Below are 20461 nucleotides of genomic sequence, written 5' to 3'. Positions count from 1 at the left end.
GTCAGCGTGCGGTGTAGTTGGGCGCCTCGACGATCGACTGGACGTCGTGGGGGTGGCTCTCCTTGAGTCCTGCTGCTGTGATGCGGACGAACCGACCGCGCTGCTGGAGCTCGGGGACGGTGCGCGCGCCGACGTAGAACATCGACTGGTGCAAGCCACCGATCAGCTGGTGCGAGACTCCGGCGACCGGTCCGCGGTAGGCGACCTGGCCCTCGATGCCCTCCGGGACGATCTTGTCGTCGCTGGTCACGTCGGCCTGGAAGTAGCGGTCGCGGGAGAACGACTTCTTGCCGCGCGAGGCCATCGCCCCGAGCGAGCCCATGCCCCGGTAGGCCTTGAACTGCTTGCCGTTCATCAGGACGAGCTCGCCTGGCGACTCCTCGCAACCGGCGAAGAGCGAGCCGATCATCACGGTGTCCGCGCCGGCGACCAGCGCCTTGGCGATGTCGCCGGAGTACTGCAGACCACCGTCGCCGACCACGGGGACTCCGGCAGGTCGGCACGCCTGTGCCGCCTCGTGGATCGCGGTCACCTGGGGTACACCGACCCCGGCCACGATGCGGGTCGTGCAGATCGAGCCCGGACCGACGCCGACCTTGACCCCGTCGACGCCGGCATCGACCAGGGCCTGGGCGCCCTCTCGGGTGGCCACGTTGCCGGCCAGCACCTGCACGTGGCGCGTCGCAGAATCGGACTTGAGCCGCCGGATCATGTCGAGCATCAGCCGGGCGTGGCCGTTCGCGACGTCGGGGACGAGCACGTCGACACCCGCGTCGACGAGCGTGGTCGCCCGCTGCCACGCATCGCCGAAGTAGCCGATCGCGGCTGCGACGAGCAACCGACCGTGGCCGTCGTTGCTGGCCATCGGGAACTGCTCCGACTTGACGAAGTCCTTGACCGTGATGAGCCCGGCCAGCCGGCCCTCCCCGTCCACGATCGGAAGCCGCTCGCGCTTGTGCTGGCGCAGCAGGGACGTCGCGTCCGCACGGCTGATCCCGACCGGCGCCGTCACGAGCGGCATCGGCGTCATGACCTCGTCCACCTTCGTCGTAGCCCACTCGGCCACGGGCGTGAACCGCAGGTCACGGTTGGTGATGATGCCGAGCAACCGCTGGTCCGCGTCGACGACCGGCAGTCCGGAGACGCGGTACTGACCGCACTTCTCGTCGAGGTCCTCGAGGGTCGCATCGGCGGTGATCGTGACGGGGTTGGAGATCATGCCCGTCTGGGTCCGCTTGACGAGGTCGACCTGGTAGGCCTGGTCGTCGATCGCGAGGTTGCGGTGCAGGACCCCGATGCCGCCCTGGCGCGCGATGGCGATGGCCATCCGCGACTCGGTGACGGTGTCCATCGCGGAGGTGACGAGGGGGATGCGGAGCGTGACCTCACGCGTGAAGCGGGAGGTGGTGTCGACCTCGCTGGGGATGACGTCGGTCTCACCGGGCAGAAGCAGGACGTCGTCATACGTCAGCCCGAGCGGTGCGGCGAGGGACGAGACGTCGGACGAACCGGTGGTCATCCTCCCATTCTACGGTCGCCGTTGAGCGGTTCCTGGACGACGTCCAAGGGCACGTCCACGGGCACGGGCACGGACACGGACACGGGCACGGTCTGTGCGGTCAGGCCGCTCGACGGGCGCTGGTCGAGTGCAGTGGCATCGGTGGCATCGGTGTCTGGTGCACCGAGGTCGGCTGTCGGTGCCGCCCCGTTGCCGACTCCGTTGCCGACTCGGTTGCCGACTCCGTTGCCGACTCGGTTGCCGACCCGGTCGCCGAGATGCCTGCCCGGTGCCGCTGCGGCTGCCCGGGCTGCTGCCCGCGCCTCCTTGCGCGCCGCCGCCCGCACCGACGCGGGAGACGGGTCGGCGGACCCGGCGGTCGGTCCGGTCAGGCCCGCGGGTCCGTTCGTTGCCCCATCCGGCCAGGAGGCACTGACTGCCGCATCAGGCGCCGCGACCGCCAACAACGGCGTGGACTGAGGCCTGGCGACCGCCGATATTGCCAGGGCGGCCGATGCAGCAGCCGGTGCACCAGCGGCAGGCGGAACGGAGGCGGCCGGCGGCAGGTCGGTCGGTGCCTGGGTCGACGTGCTCGGCGCGGACGCAGGCGCGGACACAGATGCGGTGGGGGTGGCCGCGCGCGGGGCACTCCGAGTACCATCCGCCGGCCCGCTCCAGGGTCCGCTCGAGGGTCCTCTCGAGGGTCCGCCCGACCAGCCGGCTGACGGTCGAGCTCCCGGTATGCCCGAAGACCCTGGCGGCGCTGCTGAGCCCGGGCGTGGGGAGCTGAGAACCGGGGCGCCTCCCGTCTCCGCCGCACTGTGCGGGGACCGTTCGACCCCGCCGGGCGCCGCAGCTCTCGAGAACGGGGTTGACGCAGCCATCGCGGGTGAGGGGGTAGCAGGCACCGCGACAACGGGACCAGCGTCGCGCGGCTCCACCGCAGCGGCTACCGTCGCGCCCGAGACGGCGATGCCCAGCGCGGTTAGTGCCGCGAGGCCACGACGCCCGTGCCGCGAGACCCGCAGCGGGCGACGGGAGGCGCTCCGGCCTGGAGCGTCGACCGCCGCCGTGAGCGCGACGAGGAGAACACCGAGCTCGTCGCCCCGGGCGGCTGCGGAGACCCGTCTCCCGACCAGGTCGAGAAGCACATCGTCCGTGTGGACGGCGTCGCGCCGGGGTTCGGTCATGACGCGACGCCCTCGGACCCGGCAAGCAGGCCCCGCAACCGGGTCAGAGCCCGGTGCTGGGCGACGCGGATCGCCCCGGGACTCATCCCCAAGGCGGCCGCGGTCTCCTCGGCCGACATGCCGACCGCCACCCGCAACGTGAGGATCTCCTGTTGCTGGCCGGGCAGGGTGCGGATCAGCTCCATGGCGCGCTGGGCCTCGTCGCGGATCACCGCCGCATACTCGGGGCCGGTGCCCGAGTCCTCGGTATCGGGGACCTCGCTGATCAGCTGCGGTCCCCGCATCAGCTGCCGCTGGGCGTCCGCGACCTTGTGAGAGGCCACGGAGTAGACGAAGGCCTCGAACGGCAGCCCCCGGTCGTCGTAGGTGGGTAGGGCCGTGTGCACCGCCATGCACACCTCCTGCGCGACGTCCTGGGACACGTCATCCGCTCCGAAGCGACTCAGCCTCGCGCGTGCGTAGCGCAGCGCGATCTGTCGGACCCTGCCCATCAGGGTCTCGGCCGCATCACCGCCGGCGTCTCGGGCGTCGACGGCGAGGTCGCGCAGCGTTCGCTGCGTCTCCGTGCCTTCCATCGGATCGCGGGACGCAGACGTTACGCCCGGTTGGTCCGAGCGGCCCGGCGACGGGGTCGCTGACATGGTCACGCATACCCCCGATGGGTCCCAAGGTGCGTCCGGCCGACGGTGCCGCGAACGGTCTCCCGCGACCATACTTGCTGGTAACGCTTGACGGCAACCAGACGGTTCCTTGACGAGTCGTTTAACTAACAGAGACTGATTCGTGATGCGTGAAACGCGTCCGAACGGGGTAGTGACACAGAAGCAACGATGACGAACCGACGACGCATACAGCGACGTCGGCAGACGAACCGGAGGAGCCATGGCAGAGATCTCCCGCTTGCCGGGTCCCGTCGCGGACCTGTGGGAATGGCAGATGGACGGCCTGTGCCGTGGGCAGAGCCCCGAGGTGTTCTTTCATCCTGAGGGCGAGCGCGGATCGGCCCGCAGGGATCGAGACGGGGCAGCAAAAGCCGTCTGTGCGACGTGCCCGGTCCTGGCGCAGTGTCGCACTCACGCGCTGAAGGTCCGGGAGCCCTATGGGGTGTGGGGCGGGATGACCGAAGACGAACGCGAGGCGCACTACGCCGTACGACCACCGGTGCCGTCAGCGGTGCCGGCCGCCTCGTAGTCGTGACCGACCGGCAGACCCGCTCGGATGCCTGTCGCCGGCCGACGCCGAAGGGCCGCCTCCCTGGGGAGGCGGCCCTTCGGCCGTGCTAGCTCAGCCGATGATGCGCTCAGCCTTCGGTGCTCAGCCGTCGGTGCTCAGCCGTCGGTGATCAGTGGCCGTGCCCGTGCCCTGCGGAGACGGGCTCCTCGTCGACCTTCTTCTCGACGACGAGCGTGTCTGTCGTGAGGATCATCGAGGCGATCGACGCGGCGTTGCGCAGCGCCGAGCGGGTGACCTTGACCGGGTCGATGACGCCGGCGCTCATCAGGTCGCCGTACTCACCGGTCTCGGCGTTGAAGCCGTGTCCGATGGGCAGCTCGGCGACCTTGGAGGTCACGACGTAGCCCTGGACGCCGGCGTTCTCGGCGATCCAGCGCAGCGGCTCGGCCGCCGCCTTGCGGACGATCGAGGCACCGGTGGCCTCGTCACCGACGAGGCTGAGCTCGTCGATCGCCGACACGGCCTGGATGAGGGCGGAGCCGCCACCGGCGACGATGCCCTCCTCGATGGCCGCCCGGGTCGCCGAGATGGCGTCCTCGATGCGGTGCTTCTTCTCCTTGAGCTCCACCTCGGTGTGCGCGCCGACCTTGATCACGCAGACGCCACCGGCGAGCTTGGCGAGACGCTCCTGGAGCTTCTCACGGTCCCAGTCCGAGTCGGTCCGCTCGATCTCGGACTTGATCTGCGCCACGCGGGCGTCGACCTCGGCCTTGTCACCGAGGCCGTCGATGACGGTGGTGTTGTCCTTGGTGACGACGATCCGCCGTGCCTGACCCATCAGGTCGAGCCCGGCCGCGTCGAGCTTGAGGCCGACCTCCTCGGAGATGACCTGACCACCGGTGAGGATCGCCAGGTCCTGGAGCATCGCCTTTCGACGGTCCCCGAAGCCGGGAGCCTTGACCGCGGCGACGTTGAACGTGCCGCGGATCTTGTTGACGACGAGCGTCGAGAGGGCCTCGCCGTCGACGTCCTCGGAGACGATGAGCAGCGGTTTGCCCGACTGGACGACCTTCTCCAGGACCGGGAGCAGGTCCTGGATCGAGGAGATCTTGCCCTGGTTGATCAGGATGTAGGCGTCCTCGAGAACGGCCTCCATCCGCTCGGTGTCAGTGACGAAGTACGCCGAGATGTAGCCCTTGTCGAACTGCATCCCCTCGGTGAACTCGAGCTCGGTCGTCGACGTAGACGACTCCTCGACGGAGATGACGCCGTCCTTGCCGACCTTGTCGAACGCCTGGGCGATCGTCTCGCCGATCGTGGTGTCCTGGGCCGAGAGGGCGGCGACCGAGGCGATCTCGCTCGTCCCGTCGACGTCGCGGGCGTTCTCGAGGAGACGGTCGTTGACGGCCTGGACCGCCTTGTCGATGCCACGCTTCAGCGCGGCCGGAGCGGCACCGGCCGCGACGTTGCGCAGGCCCTCCTTGACCATCGCCTGGGCGAGCACGGTGGCCGTGGTGGTCCCGTCACCGGCGACGTCGTTGGTCTTGGTGGCGACCTCCTTGGCCAGCTGCGCGCCGAGGTTCTCGTACGGGTCATCCAGCTCGATCTCCCGCGCGATGGTGACACCGTCGTTGGTGATCGTGGGGGCGCCCCACTTCTTGTCGATGACGACGTTGCGGCCCTTGGGGCCGAGCGTCACCTTGACGGCGTTGGCGAGCGCGTCAACGCCGCGCTCCAGCGACTTGCGTGCGGAGTCGTCGAACTCCAGCGTCTTGGGCATGAGTGTCCTTCTGGTTGGTGCCGGGGGGCTACTGGTGGGCGGACGCAGACGAGGTCCGCCGGGTCGACCGGACTCAGATGTGTGTGAGTTCTCGGCGGCTAGGCCGCTCAGAGCTCGTGATCATCTGAGTCCGGTCGGGACGAGGTGCGTCAGGCGACGACCGCGAGCACGTCGCGGGCGCTCAGGATGAGGTACTCCTCGCCCTGGTGCTTGATCTCGGTGCCGCCGTACTTGCTGTAGATGACACGGTCGCCGACGGTGATGTCGAGCGGGACGCGCTGGCCCTTGTCGTCGATGCGACCCGGACCGACGGCCAGGACTTCGCCCTCCTGGGGCTTCTCCTGGGCGTTGTCCGGGATGACCAGGCCGGAAGCCGTGGTCCGCTCGGCCTCGAGGGACTTGACCACGATGCGGTCTTCGAGCGGCTTGATGGAAACCGACACGATGTTGACCTCCCCTTTTCGGGACTGTCGACCCTCTCGGGGTCGACGCGGTTGGATGTCTGGACTGCCCGGGGACCGCCGTCGCGGGGGTCGATCGCACCGAACCGGTTGGCACTTCCAGGTGGAGAGTGCCAACGCCCCCAAATCTAGGTAGGTGGTTAGCACTCGGTCAAGTCGAGTGCCAGTTCTGCGCCCTCAGCGGAGCCCGAGGGGCGAGGATGGCGGGCGTGGACCTTGCCTCGGTTGCGCCGCTCGTGGGTGGTGAGGGGTGGGACCTGCTCCAGTCGCTCCCGCTGTACGACGCGTCAACCGAGCTGGCGTTGCAGACCCGCCTGCGCGACGCCGGGTATGCGCCGGAGCTGGTCTCGGCAGCGCTGACCCAGTCCCGCCTGCGAGCCCGGGCCCGCGCCAAGTTCGGCTCGTTCGCCGCCGGGATGCTCTTCACTCCGGACGGTCTCGAGCAGGCCACCCGCCTCGAGGTGGCCGCTCGGCACGCCGCGCGCTTCCTGCGGGCCGAGATCCGCCTCGTCCACGACCTCGGGTGCGGGATCGGCGCCGACGCGATGGCCTTCGCCGGGCTCGACCTCGGCGTCCGCGCGGTCGACGTCGACGAGGTCACGTCGGTCGTCGCGGCGATGAACCTGCGGCACTGGCCCGAGGCCCAGGTCGCCCATGGACGAGCGCAGGACGTCACCCTCCCCTGCGGCGAGGCAACCCGGCATGCGGGGCTCTGGCTCGACCCGGCCCGGCGCACCCGGGGTGCCGCAGACATCTCCGGCCGCTCGCGCCGGGTCTTCTCGCTCGACCAGATCTCGCCGAGCTGGGACGAGGTGCAGCGGTACGCCTCGGCCGTGCCGGCCACGGGGGCCAAGCTCTCTCCCGCGTTCCCGCACCACCGCGTGCCCGGCGGTTCGGCTGGTGCCGAGGCGAACTGGGTCTCCTGGCAGGGGGAGGTCCTCGAATGCGCCATCTGGTGGGGGCCGCTGGTCGGCACCGTCGGACGAACGGCTCTCGTGATGCGGGCCGGGTCGGCCGCCGTCACCGTGACCGAGGCGGACGCCGCCGGGGCACCTCCTCCCCTGTCCGACGCGGCCCGGATCGGCACCCATCTGTACGAGGCGGACCGTGCGGTGATCCGCGCCGGCTTGACCGGCGCGCTCGCCCACACCGTCGGCGGAGGCGAGCTCGACGTAGGGGTCGGATATGTCTCGTCGGACCAGCTCACCGACGTCCCCTGGGCGCACCGGTATGCGGTAGTCGAGTCGATGCCGTGGAACGCCAAGGCGGTCCGCGCCTGGCTGCGCGAGCGTGGGCTCGGCCGGCTGACCATCAAGAAACGTGGGGTGGCCCTGGACCCGGAGCTGGTCCGCACACAGCTGAAGGTCACGGGGGACGAGGCCGCGACCCTCGTCCTCACCAGAGTGGCCGGCCGCCCGCACGTGCTGGTCGTCCGGCTCGACTGACCCCCCGCTGGCCGCATACCGGGGTCGGCAGTAGACATCCTCAGGAAACTCCCAGGTGCGCCGGGTTGACTCTCCGCGCCGGAGACGGGGGAGTCTTCGGCCAGATCCTGCACGAAGGGACATCATGCAGCCCACCTATTCCGTCGACCCTGCCGCGCTCACAGCGGCGGCGCCGAAGTTCGACGCGCTCGCCGGCGACTGCCAGACGGCGGCCAAGGCCTCCCAGCAGCAGGCCTCGTCCCTGTGCGACTGCCTGGGCGACCCGTCGGTCGTCACGGCCGTCGGCTCGGCCGTCATGGAGCTCGTCAACGAGCTGCACCTCGTCTACGGGGGCCTTGACCACCTGGCCGCCGGCGTCGTCGCGAGCGCCAGTGGGTACTCCACCACCGAGGAGTCGGCCGCCGCCCGATACGGACGCACAGCCGCCGGGGTACCCCTTGCTGGCTAGCGACGGCGGGGGGGGCGGGGGCGGGTCGCCTTTTACCCCGCCACCGGGCAACCCCGCGGGCATCCATGCTGCGGCGACGGCCCTGGCGACCCAGGCGACCGCGATCGGCGACCTGGCCGCCGAGACCCACAAGCGCGGTGACGCGACGACGTCGGCCGCCCAGTGGCAGGGAGACTCCGCGACCGCCTTCACCGGAGTCGTCTCCGCAGTGAGCAGCGTCGCCGGCAAGGCCGAGGCGCCGACGAACTCGCTGGTCGGCGTCATCCACACCTACGCCGACGCTCTCGACACCGCGCAGAAGAAGATCGCTGCTGCGGCCGCGGCTTATACAACGGCCCAGACAAAGGCCAATGACGTCGCCGACAAGGTCAACGCCAACCCGAACCGCACCCAGGCCGACGTCGACGCAGCGAACACGACCGTCCAGGGCTACCAGAAGACGATGACCGGCGCCGAGGACGACGTCACGAGCGCGTGGAAGGTCTTCTACGCCGCGCGGGACCAGGCGGTCAAGGACGCCTCCGGTTTTGGTGGCGACCTCCATGCAGGCGCCGACGGTGCGAGCTCGCTGGAGACCCTGAAGGGGGTCAACGAGAAGTTCCACGCCGTATGGGACCTGAGCCCCGCCGACTACCAGATCGGCAAGAAGCTCGAGGAGGCGGCCAGCGCCCTGCCTGGCATCAGCAAGGACGCCGCCTCGGCGCAGGCGGCCGCCGAGGCGATGTCCAGCCGGGTCAGCGCCCTTCAGGCCCTCAAGGACGCTGGTTTCGCGACCGACGCCAACATCGCGGAGCTCGCGGAGCTGAGCAAGACCGCAGACGCCGCCGCGGCGAGCGCCTCGTCGCTCGCCAAGGGCGCGGGTGAGCTGTCCTTGTTCACCAAAGGAATGACCGGGCTCAAGTTCGGGCTGGGCGGAACCGCCATCATCGGCGACGTCTTCACGATCATCTCGCCCGAAGACTCGGGCGCGATGGGCTGGGTCGACCGGGGGGCAGCTGCGACCAACGCGACCCTGGTCGGGGCCGACCTCGCCGTGACCGCGGGGGTGTTCGGGGCCGAGGCCACCATCCCGGTCGCCGGTGAGGTGCTCATGGTGGGCACAGCCGCATACCTGGCCGGTGACTACCTCTATCACCACTGGGCGCCGTTCAAGAACGTCTGCGACACCGTCGCCGACACCACTGTCTCCGTGGTGAAGGATGTGGGGCAGGGCGCCGAGGACTTCGGCAAGGGTGTGGCCAACGTCGCGTCGGACGTCTGGAACTCGATCTTCTGACATGAGAGCGATCCGGTGACGAAGGACGATGCGACCCAGCCGCCCGAGCCTGCGGCGGCGGTGCGGCGAAGTCATGCCGCCGAGGCCAGGTCCCTGGTCGTCGAGGCGCAGGTCAGCGGCCTCGTCCACCTCGCGAGACTGACTGACGCCGAGGAGCTGCTCCTCGGAGGCGGCTTGTGGGCGCTGTCCGACGTCGACGTGGTGACGCGGTGGGCGGCCCTGAGTCCGTCAGGTCGGGACGCCGTGCTCGTGGGCGCCCGCCGCTCGCTGCTCGCCCGGGGGGTGGCCACCGTCGACGAGCCAGCCGCTGGCGATCCATCCGACCCGCGAGATGACGACGTGCTCGTCCCGTCGGCCGCGTTGGGGCTCGTCATGGCAGCCCGCGCCAACGCCACCTTCGTCGGCCTGACAGGAGGCCCCGAAGCGCATCCCGTCTCCGGCCCGCGCCTGTATGCGCTGGTTGACGACGAGGGGCTGCAGGGCCTCGTCGTCGAGGTCGCAGCCGGTGGCCAGCACGACTATCGGCTGGCCAGCCCCGAGCTCGCTGCCCGGGGTCTGACCGCCTGGGCACTTCGTCACCTGCAGGCGCCGAAGCCCGAGAACCGGCCGCCGATGCTGGTCGTCGAGCTGCTGCGACACCGCGAGGGCGAGACCATGATGATGGCCGGTGCGCTTGTCACCGCTCCGCGAGGGCTGCTGACGTTGGCCACTCGCGACTTCGACGGAGCCCGCGAGCGCACGGTTGCGGCCGGTGCCGAGGAGGTTGAACAGGCCCTGCTCACACTGCTGCTCGAGGCGGCGCAGCAGACTTCGCAGCCGGCCGACGCATGACTCAGGACCGACCCGCCCCGTCCGACGGCGCTGGGACGCTGGTCCAACACGGTGTCGGTCGCGTCGCTCCCAACGTCGTCGCCCTGGTCGTCGGCCTTGGCGTCCTCGCCTTCGCTGTGTATCTCAGGGTGGTCGACGGGCCCCTACTCGCCACCTGGCTGCTGCTCACAGCCTCCGCCGGATTCGTCGTGCTCGGCGGACTAGTCCCTCTGCTGGTCTGGCACGGCGTGCAGGTGCGAATCGACGACTCCGGAGTCCTGTTCGGCTCCACCAAGCGACGTCGGCGGCCGCCAAACCCTTTTGGGGCGTTGCGGCAGCCCTACGCCACTCCGTGGGGCGCCTTCGCCAACGCGCACGTCATCGAGGGCCGCCCGGCCGTGAGAGCCATGCGCAAGGTGATCGCCCCGGCACTGCTTACCCGACGTAACGGCTTCTTTCCGCGCCGCGGTGCCACGGCCCACCTGTCCTTCCTGGTCAACCCGCACCAGGTCACCTTGCCATGGCAACGCGCGTACACCTCTGGGACGTGGACCATCAAGAGCCATCCCACCCCACTGGATCCCAGCATCATCTGGGTTTTCCCTATCCGTGACGTGGAGGGGACGATCGCCGCGCTCCAGGCTCATGGCGTCGAGGTGGTCCGCGACGACAAACCAGCAGTTCCCCTTCCCTGGCCGGCCGACGCCCTCACCCCGCCACCCGGGGCGTGACCCCGGCGCAGCCAAACTGCGATGGCCGGTCAGGCGATCCGGCTCAGCGCGAGCCCACGGTCTCGAACCACAAGGAGGCATACCGCGGTCCGTCAACGGCAAGCGCCACGTCGACACTGACGGGCGCGAGGCCGTGCGGGTCGTGGCTCATGTCACCCGCCCAGCTGCGCCGGTCGACCACGGTGCGACCGCGCGACCAGGACCCGCCGAGCTCGACTCGTACGGGCAGCAGTTCGGTCAGCAGGGCGCCCCGGTCCACGACCGCGCAGACCGCCCCGGCGTCGCCGATCGTCGCGCTGTCGTTGTCGAACCGGTCGCACTGGAACTCGATGAGCCGGCCCGCGAGCTCGGCGCGGGCATGACCGCCTGCGATCAACGTGGCCGCCTGAGCCCGGGAGACGCGGGGCTCGTAGAAGACGTCCAGGCCGTACATCGTCAGCGGGATCCCCAACGCCGCCGCTGCGTCGAGGGTGATGGCCGCGGCCTCCGGGTCGTGGAGCACGTTGAACTCGGCCGACGCCGTGGCGTTCCCGACCGCAGCCGCCCCGCCCATGAACACGATCTCGCGGATGCCGCCGGCCACGTCCGGGAAGGTCCGAAGCAGCAGGGCGATGTTGGTCATCGGCGCCAGGGTCACGAGGGTGACCGGGTCGTCGACGGCGGCGGCGAACACGTCGCGAAGCAGCTCGACCGCGTGGCGTGGGTCCGTCCGTCGGGTCGAGGCGGGCCAGTCGAGATCGCCCATCCCGTCCTGCCCGTGGACGTGACGCGCGTCGACCGGCTCCTCCAGCAACGGCCGCGCGGCGCCGCGCGCCACGGGAACGTCAGCTCGGCCCGCGGCGTCGAGGACGGTCAGGGTGTTGCGGACGACGTCGTCGAGTCCGGCGTTGCCGCCCACGCAGGTGACCGCGCGCAGGTCCAGGTCGGGGTGGGTCGCGGCGAACAGCAGCGCGCACGCGTCGTCGACCCCGGTGTCGACGTCGAGCACCACGGGTCGAGACATGGGCGCAGCGTAGCGAGGGCTTGTCATAGCGTCGGTGCGTGCCCACGAACCTCAGCCGACGCCATACCCGGGTATGCGTCGTGGTGACGAGCGCCTGCGCCGTTGGTGTCCTGGTCGGCTGCAGCACGACGACATCGACATCGGTGACGTCGGGGACACCAGTGACGAGCACGTCGACCGACGGTCCGTCGGCAACGACCTCGAGGTCCTCGCCCCCCCCGACAACCGCTCCGCCGTCAACGTCCTCGGCTCCGACCGCCACCCCCTCGACTTCGGCAGCCGAGCCGACACAGTCGTGCGCCGAGACGCTGGTCAACCGGATGAGCCGAGAGCAGCGGGTCGGCCAGCTGTTCATGGTGGGCCTGTCGGCCGGTGCCGGCCCGTCAAGCCTCGATGCCATCCTGCGCGACCAGCACGTCGGCGGTGTGGTCCTACTCGGCACCTGGACCGGCTCGGCCTCGGTCGCTGCGGCCACGACGCATCTGCAGGAGGTGGCCAAAGCCTCCGCCGGTATCCGGGTCCTGGTCTCGGCCGACCAGGAGGGCGGGCAGGTCCAGCACCTCAGGGGCAACGGCTTCACCGGGGCGCCGGCCGCCCTCACCCAGGGGCGGGACCCGGCAGCGGCGGGCGGCACCGCGGCGCGTACCGGCCGTGAGCTCGCGGCCGCGGGCGTCAACGTCGACCTCGCACCGGTGGCCGACGTCGTAGCGGCGGGTTTCGCCCGTCAGAACGCGCCGATCGGTGCCTACCAGCGGGAGTTCGGCAACGACCCGGCGACGGTGTCTCGCGCCGTGACCGCCGTGGTCGCCGGACTCCAGGGGTCTGGGGTGAGCGCGACGCTCAAGCATTTCCCGGGGCTCGGACGGGTCACCGGCAACACGGACTTCACGACCGTCGGCACGACCGACGAGGTGACGACCGCGACCGACGCCTGGTTGCAGCCGTTCCGCGACGGGATCGCCGCCGGGACCGACCTGGTGATGGTGTCCTCCGCGCTCTATCCCCGCATCGACCGGACGAACCGGGCGGTCTTCTCCACGGCCGTGATCGACGGCGTGCTGAGGGGGAACCTGGGTTACGCGGGTGTGGTCGTCACCGACGACGTCGGGGCCGCCAGAGCGGTCGCCGCGGTCCCGGTCGATGAGCGCGCCACCCGGTTCATCGCGGCTGGCGGCGACGTCGTCCTCACCGGCCTCGCCTCTACCGTGCCGCCGATGGCGACCGCGGTCAGCCAGAGGGCCGCTGACGACGCCACGTTTGCTGCCCAGGTCGACGCCTCGGTGCACCGGGTGATGGCCCTGAAGGTCAAGCGCGGCCTCGCCACCTGCAGCTGACGCATCCACCTCCACCTTCCGCCCGCCGCCCGATCTGATTCCCGCCCGCAACAACTGCGACACTTGGGAGTTGCAGTGGACGAAACGGCGAATCGCCCACCACAACTGCGACATACGAGAGTTGTTGTGGTCGGGGCGGAGCGAGCGGCGCGGGCCGCTCGAGGTAGGCCGGGCGTCAGTTGAGCTTCGCGGCGCACCCGGCTTCGCGCAGTGACGATGCGACCGGACTCATGGGTTACCGGGTTGTCGAGGCGTTCCTGGCCCGAAACCGGACAACAAGCGAGTCCGGTGAAACACGACGTGAGTCCGGTCGGGGGCGCCAGCCGGTATGCCTCAGGCCTGGACCAGGGTCACCGGCATCGAGGAGTCGGCGGGCAGGTCCAGTCGGCTCGCGTCCCGGCCGCGCGCGACCATCTGGGCTCCGAGGGCCGCGACCATCGCCCCGTTGTCCGTGCAGAGGCCTGGGCGCGGAACCCGGAGTCGGACACCCGCCATGTCGCAGCGTTCCTGCGCCATCGCCCGCAGCCGGGAGTTGGCAGCGACCCCGCCGCCGATCAGCAGGTCCTCGACGCCCTCGGCCCGGCAGGCGGCGACGGCCTTCCGGGTGAGCACGTCGACGACGGCCTCCTGGAAGCTTGCCGCGACGTCGGCCACCGGCACCGGCTCACCGGCCCGCTCGCGCAGCTGCACCCACCGGGACACCGCCGTCTTCAGCCCTGAGAACGAGAAGTCGAACCGGTGCCGTTCCATGTCCTTGCCTGCCGTGAGCCCGCGGGGGAAGTCGATAGCCACCGAGTTACCTTCTCGCGCAACGCGGTCGATATGCGGACCGCCCGGGAACGGCAACCCGAGCACTCGGGCGACCTTGTCGAAAGCCTCCCCGGCAGCGTCGTCGATCGACGCCCCGAGCGGGCGGACGTCGCCTGTCACGTCGGTCACCAGCAACAGGCTGGAGTGTCCACCGGACACGAGCAGTGCCATCGTCGGCTCGGGCAGCGGACCATGCTCGACCACGTCGACGGCAACGTGTGACGCGAGATGGTTCACGCCGTAGAGCGGCGTGCCCAGACCGACCGCGAGTGCCTTCGCGGCCGCGACACCCACCACGAGCGCACCAAGGAGACCTGGCCCCGCGGTCACCGCGATCGCGTCGAGGTCGGCCAACCGGACCCCGGACTCGCGGCAGGCGCGTTCGATCGTCGGCACCATCGCGTCGAGGTGGGCGCGGCTCGCGACCTCGGGAACCACGCCTCCGAACCGGGCGTGTTCGTCGACGCTGCTCGCGACCGCGTCGACGAGCAGCGTGCGGCCCCGGACGATGCCGACACCCGTCTCGTCGCACGACGTCTCGATACCGAGGACCAGTGGCTCGTCACTCATCGCTGCTCATCCCTGCCCACCCTGCTCACGCTGCTCTTGTCGTCCGGTGCCAGAGCCAACCGCATCACCAGCGCATCGGTACTGCCCGCCCCAACGCCGGCAGCACCCGCAACCACAGGCGGGCCCGCGGGCCGGTAGTAGTGCCGGCGCACTGCGACCTGCTCGAAACCCTGCCGGGCGTACAGGCGTACCGCTGCCGCATTGTCCGCACGCACCTCCAGCAGCACCGCTTCGGCGTTCGTGGCTGCGGCGCGTCGGACCAGCTCGGCGACCAGTCTGTCCCCCAGACCCGCTCCGCGTCGGGACGGCACCACCGCGACCGTCATCACATCGGCCACCTCCCCGCCGTGGTCCAGCCCGGCGTACCCGGCCAACGTGTCGTCCCCGTCGACCAGCGCCAGGTACTCGCGCCGCGGTCGACCCGCCAGCTCGGCCCACCACGTCGCCTCGCTCCACGCTTCCGGCCCGAACAGCTCGGTCTCGATGTCAGCGAGGCGGGGGATGTCGCGCCAGGTCACCGGCCGGAGGGTGACAGGCGCGATCCCCGCGTCGGCCTGAGCCACGTCTCGGACACTCATCCGAGGACCGACTTCACGAAGAACGAGGTCGCCGCGTCCGGCCGTCTCAGGTAGACGACCGCCGTCTCGTCCAGCGCCTCCCCGGCCGCGAGCCGCCGCACTGTCAGGTCGGCGAGCGACGCGGCAGACACATCCAGCGGACCGGCCGGCGGCGTGACCGGGAGCAGGTCGGGATAGAGCAGGGGGCCGCGGCCGACCGTAACGAGCGCACGCACGTCGGCAGGCAGGTCCGCGGGCCGGGTCACCGCGGGTTCGCTGCGGCGCTCCGTGCCGGCCGACGAGACCGCATACCGGGCCCAGTAGACCTCCTTGCGACGCGCGTCGGTGGCGACGAGCAGCTCGGGGCCGCCGACGGCGGCGATCGTCCAGGCCTGGTGGGCGAGGGCGTCGAGACTGCAGATCCCGTGCAGCCGGGCACCGGTCGCGAGCGCGAGGACGCGGGCGGTCACCACGCCCGCCCGCAGCCCGGTGAAGGGACCGGGCCCGAGCCCGCAGACCACGTCGGTGAGGTCGGGCGCTCGCACTCCCGCCTCGGTCAGCACCCGTTCGACACCCGGGGCCAGCTGCTCGGCGTGAGCCCGGGCGTCCAGCGTGGTCGACTCGGCGAGCACGCGAGCGCCGTCGTGCAGCGCCGCGGTGATCGCCGTCGTCGAGGTGTCGAGGGCGAGCAGCAGCACCCCCGCAGGCTATCCGGGCCCGTCGCGCCCGTGACTGCCGCTCGCGAGCGCCGTGAGACCCGGCTCGCGCAACCACCGCTCGCCCACCGCCGCGATCGTCGCGACGCGCGTCTGGTCCCCCGTGAGCATCACCTCGAGGTGCTCCGCGGCCAACCGCTCCGCGACGCCGTGGCCCCACTCGACGACGGTCACGCTGGCGTCGACGTCCGCGTCGAGGTCGAGGTCGTCGAGCTCGACGACACCACCGAGCCGGTATGCGTCGACGTGAACGAGCGCGGGGCCCCCGGTCAGCGACGGGTGGACCCGCGCGATGACGAACGTGGGTGACGTCACCGGGCCCCGGACACCGAGGCCCTCCCCCAGTCCTTGGGTCAACGTGGTCTTGCCCGCGCCCAGGCCGCCGGTCAATACGACGAGGTCGCCCGCGCGCAGCACTCGTCCCAGCCGGACGCCGAGCGCCCGGGTCGCCTCCGTGTCCGGCAGCTCAACCGTGGTCACCGCACGCACCGGCGGTCAGGACGCCTTGCCGCGAGTGCGTCGGTCGGCCCGCTCAGTGACCTGTTCGGCCTGCTCCGCGACCCGCCTGGCCACCCGTTCGGCTCCGTCTGTCACCCGGTCGACCACCCGTTCGGCACCCTCGGCCACCCGTTCCGCGCCCTGGGTGACCCGGTCGGCCCGGTCCGCGCGACGCTCGACCCGCTCCTCGTGAGCACGGTTGGCGTCCCGCTTCAGCCCGCGATCGATCCGGCGCCGCTTGTCGACGTCGGTGACCACCCGGCGCACCCGCGGGCGATCCTCGGGCGGCGGCGCGTCACCGGTGTGCGCGCGGACCGCGCGTTCGAGCGTCGCTTCGAGCTGCTGGTTCAGCAGGTCTGGGTGCTCGAGCATGATGACTTGGCCGGCGTCCCGGACGATGACGTGCTGGGCCGCCGGCAGCGCTGCCACGATCGCGTCGCTGTGCTCGGGCGGCGTGAGCAGGTCCTTCTCGCCGTTGAACACCAACGTCTCGCAGCCGTCGAAGGCGACGAGGCCGCGGGTCTGGTCATAGGTCTCGAACGCCGGGGTGAACGAGCTCATCACGGTGAGGTTGGTGCCGAGGAGCATCCGGGCGGCCAGCCTCACGACGCTGCGCGGCACCGGGGAGGCGAAGGAGTAACGCTCGACGAGGAACTCGGCGAGGTTGGCGTTGGAGGTGAGGATCGAGCGCAGCAGCTCGGGCCGGGTCTCGAACACGCCGGCCGCCTGCATCCCGAGCCGCTCGATCAAGATCCGGCCCGCGGTCGCGGCAAACCCACCGGCGGCGAGCGGGATCCCACCGGCCGAGGTCGAGATGCAGCCCAGCGCCATGACCCGCTCGCGCACGAGATCGGGGTGCGTCGTGCCGAGGGCCATCGTCGTCATGCCCCCCATCGAATGCCCGGCAAGGGCCAGCCAGCCGTCGGGGACGACCTGCTCGATGACGGCGTTGAGGTCCTCGCCCAGCTGGGCAATGGTGTAGGACGACTCGGCGCCCCGCTCCGAACGCCCGTGTCCACGCTGGTCCCACACGACGACCCGGTAGCCCGCCCGCCGCAGCGCCCGCCGCTGGAACACCCAGCACTCCGAGGTGAGGCAGTACCCGTGGGACAGGACGACCGTCGGCTTCTCGACGCCCTCGAGCCGGGTGGACGAGCCCTCGTTCGGCTCATCGACCTCGACGTGCAGCGGCACCCCGTCGGTGGCGATCACCGCCAGCTCCCGGGTCGGGATCTCGACGAGGCTGACGCCGGTCTCGAGCGCGTCGGCGCGCTGGCGGTGGATACGGTCGGCGACCAGCCCTGCGGCGGTGGCAGCGCCCGCGAGGCCCACACCGAGACCGAGCCCGATCAGGCCCCGGTTCGGGGGACTCACGCCACCACCCCGGACGCCACGACACCCGGCGCCACGACACCCGGCGCCGGGGCTGTCGAACCGGCCGTCGAACCTGCCGTCGAACCAGCCTCGCGTCCGGCGGTCCCCACCAGCACCCGAGGCACCCGCGGCCCGATCCGGGTGACGATCTCGTAGCTGATCGTCCCCGTCGCCTCCGCCCAGTCCTGCGCGGACGGCCCGCTCGGGTCGCCACCGAACAACACCACCTCGTCTCCGGCGCGAGCCTGGCTGTCCGGTCCGAGGTCGACGACGAACTGGTCCATGCAGACCCGGCCGGCCACGACATTGCGCCGTCCGTCGACACTCACCGGCCCGACGTTGGTGGCGTTGCGGGGGATCCCGTCGGCGTACCCGACCGGCACCAGGGCGAGCACGGTGTCCGCGGGCGTGCTGTAGGCGTGTCCGTAGGAGACGCCCTGCCCGGCCGGCACCCGCTTGACGAGCGCGAGATGCGCCCGCAGCGTCATCGCCGGCACCAGCCCGTATGCTTCGGGGCCGCCGAGCCGAGGCACGGGGCTCAGTCCGTAGACGGCGATCCCGGGACGCACCAGGTCGTAGTGCACCGCCGGGTTGGTCAAGGTGGCCGCCGAGTTGGCCAGGTGACGCACCTCCAAGGCGCAGCCAGCGGCCTCGACGGTTCGCACTGCCGCCTCGAACACCTCGCGCTGGGCTCGGACTGTCGGGTGGTCGGGCTCGTCGGCATACGCGAAGTGCGACCAGACGCCCACCACGCTCACGAGACCCTCGCCCTCGAGCCGTCGACCCTGGGCCACGAGGTCGACGAAGTCGCTGCCGAAGGCCCCGTTGCGGCCCAGGCCCGAGTCGACCTTGAGGTGCACTCGGGCGGTCCGTCCGGTGGTCCGCGCCGCCGCCGCCACCGCGTCGAGGTCCCAGCTGCCCGAGGCGGACACGTCGATGTCGCGTTGGAGCGCCGCACCGAAGTCCGTGCCGGGCACGTGCAGCCAGGTGAAGATCCGCCCGGTCACGCCGGCGTCGCGCAGCGCGAGTGCCTCGGACTGCTGAGCGGTGCCGAGCCAGGTCGCCCCACCGGCCTGCGCGGCACGGGCGGCGGGAAGCAGGCCGTGACCATAACCGTCGGCCTTGACGACGGCCAGCAGCGCGGCTCCGGGGCTGCGGTCGCGCAGCGCTCGGACGTTCGCCGCGATGGCGTCGACGTCGACCAGGGCGCACGCAGGCGCGCCGACAGGGTCGTGGGTGGGCTGGAGGCTCATCACGGACGATTCTGTCAGGTCACTCGCTCATCACGCGTGGTCAGGCGTAACGCAGCAGCGCGGCGACGGTCGCCGGTATGCCTGCGGCCACCTCGCTGATCCGCACCGGTCCACCGGGGTTGGCTCGGTCGGCGGCCACCCCGTGGACGAGCGCTCCAAGCGCCCCGGCATCGAGGGGGTCGAGCCCGGCCGCCAGGAGAGTGCCGAGAAGGCCTCCGAGAACGTCACCGGCACCCGCGGTCCCCAGCCAGGGCGGCGCGTCGGCCTGGACCCGCACCGGTCGGCTCCGGTCCGGCGACACGACGAGGGTGTGCGAGCCCTTGAGCAGAACTGTGCAGCCGGTCCGTTCGGCGGCCGCACGGGCGTGAGCCAACGGGTCGGCGCTGACCTGTCGGCGCGTCACCTCGCCCGGTTTGTCGGATCCGTCGGGTCCGGCAGGGCCGTGCGGTCCGGCAGGTCCAGCAGGGCCGGCCTGAAGGCGGGTGAGGAGCTTCGCGAGCTCGCCCGCGTGCGGGGTGAGAAGGGTGGGGGCGTCGCGGTGGTCGAGCAGCTCCAGGGCCCCCGCGTCGACGACCGCCGGCTCCTCGCTCGCGAGCGCCTCCTCGATGTGCCGACGCTGCTCGGCGACACCCTTGGCCCGGCTGGTCGGGTCGAACCCCGAGCCGAGCACCCAGGCCTGAACGCGGCCGGCAGCGGTGACAACCTCCGGCGCCGCTGCGTGGACCAGCATCCCCACTTCGGACGGCCCGAGGTAGCGGACCATCCCGGGGCCGGCACCCAGCGCACCGAGCACGCTCAACACCGCCGCGCCCGGATAGGTGGGCGTTCCGGCGACGATCCCGACGACACCCCGGGAGTACTTGTCCGAGCTCGCGTCCGGGACCGGCCACAGGCGCGCCACGTCGTCGAAGGTGAGCCGTTCGACCGCCGGCGAGTGGCCAGCGAGCTGGTCGACGTCGAGCCCGATGTCGACGACCGTCAGCCGTCCCACCGTGCGCTCGGTGCCCGGCATGAGGTGGACCGGCTTGGCCACCCCGAACGTCACGGTCTCGTCGGCGAAAACCGCGCTCGCTCCCGGTGCTCCGGCAGCCACCTCGCCGGCCGGGTCGGCACCGCTCGGCAGGTCGACCGCGACGACCCAGGCATCGTCCGGGATCTCGGCCATCCAGGCGTCGGCCGGCGCTCGAAGCCCCGGTCGACCACCGATGCCGACCACTCCGTCGACGACAACGTCCGCCTCACGCAAGACCGTTCGCCACATCTCGTGGGAACCGCCTACCTGGGAACCGCCGACCTGGGAACCGCCGACCTGGGAAGCGTCGACCAGCACGACCCCGGCGAGCCGAGCCGCCTCCAGCCCGGCGGAATGGGAGTCCCTGACGTGCACGGCCGCGGTCGCGATGCCGCTCTGCGCAAGGTGAGCCGCCGCATACAGGGCGTCTCCGCCGTTGTCGCCCGTGCCCACCAGGGCCACGACGCGGGTGCCGTCGCGTCCCTGCAGGCGGGCCATCACCACCTCGGCGAGGCCGAGTGC

At 71.3% G+C, this 20461-nt stretch carries 20 protein-coding genes; 7 read left to right on the top strand and 13 right to left on the bottom strand.

Annotated features, from left to right (window positions below; translation table 11 throughout):
- Position 1: 1 nt before the first annotated feature.
- Genes guaB through shbA form a run of 3 tightly spaced genes read right to left on the bottom strand, consistent with a single transcriptional unit; the run spans position 2 to position 3263 of the window.
- Complete coding sequence (guaB, locus tag ABI385_RS07840) at positions 2-1519, bottom strand: IMP dehydrogenase (RefSeq protein WP_348103190.1); 1518 nt, start codon at positions 1517-1519, stop codon at positions 2-4.
- Positions 1516-2688, bottom strand: coding sequence for a hypothetical protein (locus ABI385_RS07835; protein ID WP_348103189.1), 1173 nt, complete (start codon positions 2686-2688; stop codon positions 1516-1518). Before ABI385_RS07835 ends, guaB begins: the two co-directional genes overlap by 4 nt.
- The gene (gene shbA, locus ABI385_RS07830; protein ID WP_348103188.1) at positions 2685-3263 is read right to left on the bottom strand and encodes an RNA polymerase sigma factor ShbA; all 579 of its coding nucleotides are present in this window, start codon (positions 3261-3263) and stop codon (positions 2685-2687) included. The genes ABI385_RS07835 and shbA overlap by 4 nt, the downstream gene beginning before the upstream one ends.
- A 307-nt stretch (positions 3264-3570) precedes the next feature.
- Between shbA and ABI385_RS07825 the strand changes: the two genes are divergently transcribed.
- Complete coding sequence (locus tag ABI385_RS07825; protein WP_348103187.1) at positions 3571-3879, top strand: WhiB family transcriptional regulator; 309 nt, start codon at positions 3571-3573, stop codon at positions 3877-3879.
- A gap of 151 nt (positions 3880-4030) precedes the next feature.
- On the opposite strand, the gene groL is transcribed toward ABI385_RS07825, so the two are convergent.
- Positions 4031-5641 (bottom strand): chaperonin GroEL, encoded by a 1611-nt coding sequence (gene groL, locus ABI385_RS07820; RefSeq protein WP_348103186.1) that lies wholly within the window; start codon positions 5639-5641, stop codon positions 4031-4033.
- Positions 5642-5790: 149 nt separating this feature from the next.
- On the bottom strand, positions 5791-6084 hold the full coding sequence (gene groES / locus ABI385_RS07815; RefSeq protein ID WP_348103185.1) for a co-chaperone GroES: 294 nt from the start codon (positions 6082-6084) through the stop codon (positions 5791-5793).
- A 227-nt stretch (positions 6085-6311) separates the two neighbouring features.
- On the opposite strand from groES, the gene ABI385_RS07810 reads away from it, so the two are divergent.
- From ABI385_RS07810 to ABI385_RS07790, 5 genes are all read left to right on the top strand, one after another.
- Entirely contained in the window at positions 6312-7547 is a 1236-nt protein-coding gene (locus ABI385_RS07810) for a THUMP-like domain-containing protein (RefSeq protein WP_348103184.1), read from the top strand.
- A 124-nt stretch (positions 7548-7671) separates the two neighbouring features.
- Entirely contained in the window at positions 7672-7995 is a 324-nt protein-coding gene (locus tag ABI385_RS07805) for a hypothetical protein (RefSeq protein WP_348103183.1), read from the top strand.
- A complete protein-coding gene (locus ABI385_RS07800; RefSeq protein ID WP_348103182.1) occupies positions 7985-9271 on the top strand; it encodes a hypothetical protein in 1287 nt (428 codons plus the stop codon). The genes ABI385_RS07805 and ABI385_RS07800 overlap by 11 nt, the downstream gene beginning before the upstream one ends.
- A 15-nt stretch (positions 9272-9286) precedes the next feature.
- The gene (locus tag ABI385_RS07795; protein WP_348103181.1) at positions 9287-10102 is read left to right on the top strand and encodes a hypothetical protein; all 816 of its coding nucleotides are present in this window, start codon (positions 9287-9289) and stop codon (positions 10100-10102) included.
- Positions 10099-10812, top strand: a complete 714-nt coding sequence (locus ABI385_RS07790; protein WP_348103180.1) for a hypothetical protein — start codon at positions 10099-10101, stop codon at positions 10810-10812. Before ABI385_RS07795 ends, ABI385_RS07790 begins: the two co-directional genes overlap by 4 nt.
- Before the next feature lie 43 nt (positions 10813-10855).
- Here the strand turns inward: ABI385_RS07790 and ABI385_RS07785 are convergent, their stop codons facing one another.
- Positions 10856-11815 carry a nucleoside hydrolase gene (locus tag ABI385_RS07785; RefSeq protein WP_348103179.1) on the bottom strand — a complete coding sequence of 320 codons (960 nt, stop codon included), beginning with the start codon at positions 11813-11815 and terminating at the stop codon, positions 10856-10858.
- Between the two features lie 38 nt (positions 11816-11853).
- On the opposite strand from ABI385_RS07785, the gene ABI385_RS07780 reads away from it, so the two are divergent.
- Entirely contained in the window at positions 11854-13149 is a 1296-nt protein-coding gene (locus ABI385_RS07780; RefSeq protein WP_348103178.1) for a glycoside hydrolase family 3 N-terminal domain-containing protein, read from the top strand.
- A gap of 333 nt (positions 13150-13482) precedes the next feature.
- Here ABI385_RS07780 and tsaD read toward each other — a convergent pair whose 3' ends face one another.
- The 7 genes from tsaD to ABI385_RS07745 all read right to left on the bottom strand — a co-directional run.
- The gene (gene tsaD / locus ABI385_RS07775) at positions 13483-14529 is read right to left on the bottom strand and encodes a tRNA (adenosine(37)-N6)-threonylcarbamoyltransferase complex transferase subunit TsaD (RefSeq protein ID WP_348103177.1); all 1047 of its coding nucleotides are present in this window, start codon (positions 14527-14529) and stop codon (positions 13483-13485) included.
- A complete protein-coding gene (gene rimI / locus ABI385_RS07770) occupies positions 14526-15107 on the bottom strand; it encodes a ribosomal protein S18-alanine N-acetyltransferase (protein ID WP_348103176.1) in 582 nt (193 codons plus the stop codon). Before rimI ends, tsaD begins: the two co-directional genes overlap by 4 nt.
- Positions 15104-15784, bottom strand: coding sequence for a tRNA (adenosine(37)-N6)-threonylcarbamoyltransferase complex dimerization subunit type 1 TsaB (tsaB, locus tag ABI385_RS07765; protein WP_348103175.1), 681 nt, complete (start codon positions 15782-15784; stop codon positions 15104-15106). Before tsaB ends, rimI begins: the two co-directional genes overlap by 4 nt.
- Before the next feature lie 9 nt (positions 15785-15793).
- A complete protein-coding gene (gene tsaE, locus ABI385_RS07760; protein WP_348103174.1) occupies positions 15794-16282 on the bottom strand; it encodes a tRNA (adenosine(37)-N6)-threonylcarbamoyltransferase complex ATPase subunit type 1 TsaE in 489 nt (162 codons plus the stop codon).
- 15 nt (positions 16283-16297) lie between these two features.
- Positions 16298-17674: an alpha/beta fold hydrolase gene (locus tag ABI385_RS07755; RefSeq protein WP_348103173.1), complete on the bottom strand. Its 1377-nt coding sequence runs from the start codon at positions 17672-17674 to the stop codon at positions 16298-16300.
- On the bottom strand, positions 17671-18927 hold the full coding sequence (gene alr / locus ABI385_RS07750; RefSeq protein WP_348103172.1) for an alanine racemase: 1257 nt from the start codon (positions 18925-18927) through the stop codon (positions 17671-17673). Before alr ends, ABI385_RS07755 begins: the two co-directional genes overlap by 4 nt.
- Before the next feature lie 40 nt (positions 18928-18967).
- Positions 18968-20461: NAD(P)H-hydrate dehydratase (locus ABI385_RS07745; protein WP_348103171.1), on the bottom strand; the 1494-nt coding region annotated here is incomplete at its 5' end.

This window comes from Lapillicoccus sp., from assembly GCF_039935575.1.
Taxonomy (GTDB): domain Bacteria; phylum Actinomycetota; class Actinomycetes; order Actinomycetales; family Dermatophilaceae; genus Lapillicoccus.
The sequence above is the reverse complement of the archived record's forward strand: the minus strand, read 5'-3'. Positions and strand labels throughout refer to the sequence as shown.

Excerpts from the sequence above, each read along its gene's own strand:
- ABI385_RS07785 (WP_348103179.1), bottom strand. The coding sequence starts at position 11,815 with ATGTCTCGACCCGTGGTGCTCGACGTCGACACCGGGGTCGACGACGCG.
- alr (WP_348103172.1), bottom strand. The coding sequence starts at position 18,927 with ATGAGCCTCCAGCCCACCCACGACCCTGTCGGCGCGCCTGCGTGCGCC.
- groL (WP_348103186.1), bottom strand. The coding sequence starts at position 5,641 with ATGCCCAAGACGCTGGAGTTCGACGACTCCGCACGCAAGTCGCTGGAG.
- ABI385_RS07835 (WP_348103189.1), bottom strand. The coding sequence starts at position 2,688 with ATGACCGAACCCCGGCGCGACGCCGTCCACACGGACGATGTGCTTCTC.
- rimI (WP_348103176.1), bottom strand. The coding sequence starts at position 15,107 with ATGAGTGTCCGAGACGTGGCTCAGGCCGACGCGGGGATCGCGCCTGTC.
- shbA (WP_348103188.1), bottom strand. The coding sequence starts at position 3,263 with ATGGAAGGCACGGAGACGCAGCGAACGCTGCGCGACCTCGCCGTCGAC.
- tsaD (WP_348103177.1), bottom strand. The coding sequence starts at position 14,529 with ATGAGTGACGAGCCACTGGTCCTCGGTATCGAGACGTCGTGCGACGAG.
- ABI385_RS07825 (WP_348103187.1), top strand. The coding sequence starts at position 3,571 with ATGGCAGAGATCTCCCGCTTGCCGGGTCCCGTCGCGGACCTGTGGGAA.
- ABI385_RS07790 (WP_348103180.1), top strand. The coding sequence starts at position 10,099 with ATGACTCAGGACCGACCCGCCCCGTCCGACGGCGCTGGGACGCTGGTC.
- guaB (WP_348103190.1), bottom strand. The coding sequence starts at position 1,519 with ATGACCACCGGTTCGTCCGACGTCTCGTCCCTCGCCGCACCGCTCGGG.
- ABI385_RS07805 (WP_348103183.1), top strand. The coding sequence starts at position 7,672 with ATGCAGCCCACCTATTCCGTCGACCCTGCCGCGCTCACAGCGGCGGCG.